This is a genomic window from Chloroflexota bacterium (assembly GCA_026713825.1).
In the GTDB taxonomy this organism is placed as follows: Bacteria; Chloroflexota; Dehalococcoidia; order Lucifugimonadales; family UBA1127; genus UBA1127.
Map to the genome: position 1 here is coordinate 1 of JAPONS010000053.1, position 2,164 is coordinate 2,164.

Annotated in this window: 1 protein-coding gene; it reads left to right on the plus strand. The window is 61.6% G+C overall.

Annotation, left to right across the window (positions count from 1 at the left end):
• Positions 1 to 366: 366 nt before the first annotated feature.
• A partial coding sequence (locus OXC99_07035; protein MCY4624736.1) for a right-handed parallel beta-helix repeat-containing protein occupies positions 367 to 2,164 on the plus strand: 1,798 nt, incomplete at its 3' end.

Sequence of the window (2,164 nt, forward strand, 5' to 3'; positions counted from 1 at the left end):
AGGCGGATTCCAGACCGTTCCGCTCGGTAAGACGCACTCGGGTGGCATAGCGCCGCGTTCCTCTCACCCAAGCTGCCAACGTCCCGCCCGCAGTGCGTCCCAAGTTTTCAACCGCTCCGCGTCTCTGATAGGGGCGTCCGCGCCCGACGATGACGGCCCCCGCCCATTCCTCTATATCTTCCCAAGTGAGTTTCGAGAATGGGTCAGAAGGCTTTTGCTTCTTAGTGGTTTTCTTTTTTTGCCGCGCCATTTTCGTTTATTCCTCTACTCTTGGATGGCGATGTTGTGGCTTCTTATATCAATTGTCCTAATAAGGGCCATGTGCGACATTCCTACAATGGGCTTTCAGGCAAGGTATGGCGAGCGATGGAGACGAGGAACGAGAAAATTAGGGCAAAGACAGCCGCCGTCCGTGCGTGGCTAGTGGTCTTTCTGCCAGCCCTCGCGGCTCCCGCCCAGGGCCTGCAAGTGGAGGGCTTCACCAGCGCGGCGGTTCAGGAGGCCGTGTCCAGAGCCTCCGCAGGGGACACATTGGCGTTCCTAGGGGGAGAGTACCTGTTCACAGAGACGGTCGTCATCGACAGGAGCATCACCCTGCTCGGCGCGGCCGAACTCGTGGACGTGGGCCAGGTCGAGCCGGGAGAGCCGAATGACCCGCCGTACTGGGACTCTCCTCCCTCCGTGTGCTACACCGAAGACAGCGACCTCGACCTGTTCCACGTGGCGAGCGACGCCGTGACCTTCAAAAGCCTCAAGCTCGTGGGAGCCATTACCCACGAGGCGGGAACCGGAGACGGCATCGCCGTTGTCGGGCACGACCAACTCGAGATCGACAACTGCGAGATCACCCGCTTCCGCAAGGGGATCGACTTCATGAATTCCCGCGAGGGCGTGGTCACCGGAAGCTACCTGCACGAGAACTATCGCAATGGCTTCGGCTATGGGATCAGCATTACGGGGACGACTATGGCCACCGGCGGTTCCGAGGTCGCCATATCGCGCAACGAATTCACCTTCAACCGCCATTCCATTGCCTCCAACAGCCCGCAGACCCGGTTCACCGTGGAGAACAACTACTTCCACGACAACGACCTGGAGCAGTGGCAGGCCTGCGTCGATACCCATCCCCAGGGCGGGTACGCGATCCGAGCCGTGGTCCGCGACAACATCTTTGAGCGCACCCGGCCCATGGCCTTCAAGAGCGGCAGCCTGGAGATCACCGGAAACTACTTCGATCCCGGCTGCGGAGATTACTCGGTCGGTGGGTACTCCCGGATGCTGGACTTCGGCGAACCAACGCACAACGGCAATCACATCGCCGAAGCCGTGCTCCACAACATCTACATAGGGGATAACGTGAACGCCACGGACCCGTGGCGTCGGCTGCTGTGGGTGGACGATTACGACTACGAGGGAGAGACGAAGTTCGTGGCCTACAACCTGTTCGTCGACGGCCGGCTCTTCAAGTACAACAGCGCCCTGAGTTCGGCGCCCCGCCATCCCTTCCCAGCCTCGAGCCCCAGTCCTTTCGTCGGACATATCTATGTCACCCTGCCCGACGCAGAGGAGCGCGTCGATACCCTCGAGACCAACACCTGGTACGACCTGCACGCGCTGGCCGTCGACCCTCAGGGAGCGAATGACATCGCCGAGATCGGCGTCCAGTTCATCAGCTCCGGGCGCCTTGCCTCCGCCATCGGCGACCGCATCGCTCTGGAGGAATTCTCAGCCGGCGACAGCTACTTCATTCGCGGTGCCAGCGGGTCTGTGTACGCGAGGGAGGAAGAGGGTTCAGCGGATTGGACGGACCTCACGGGGACCGAGGGCCTGTACGTCGATGGCACAGAGACGGCTTGGGGAACCGCCGGCCGCGACCGCATTCACCTCACAGCGCGATTCAGGGTGTCGGATCAGGCCCTCGGGGGAAAGTGGCGCATGTTCGGATATGCCCGCGACCAAGACGGCAATCTGCCCGTCGCACCCTGGCACGAGTTGCTGGAGGGCTGGCCCATAGAGGTCAATGGCCACGTGGCGACAGCGATAACCAGCACAGCCTCGGACCAGGTGGCACCCCAGAAGACGAGGCTCGATAGCATCTACCCAAATCCCTTCAATCCGGTCACCACGATCCACTTCACGCTCTCGGAGCCGCAGCACGTGACGC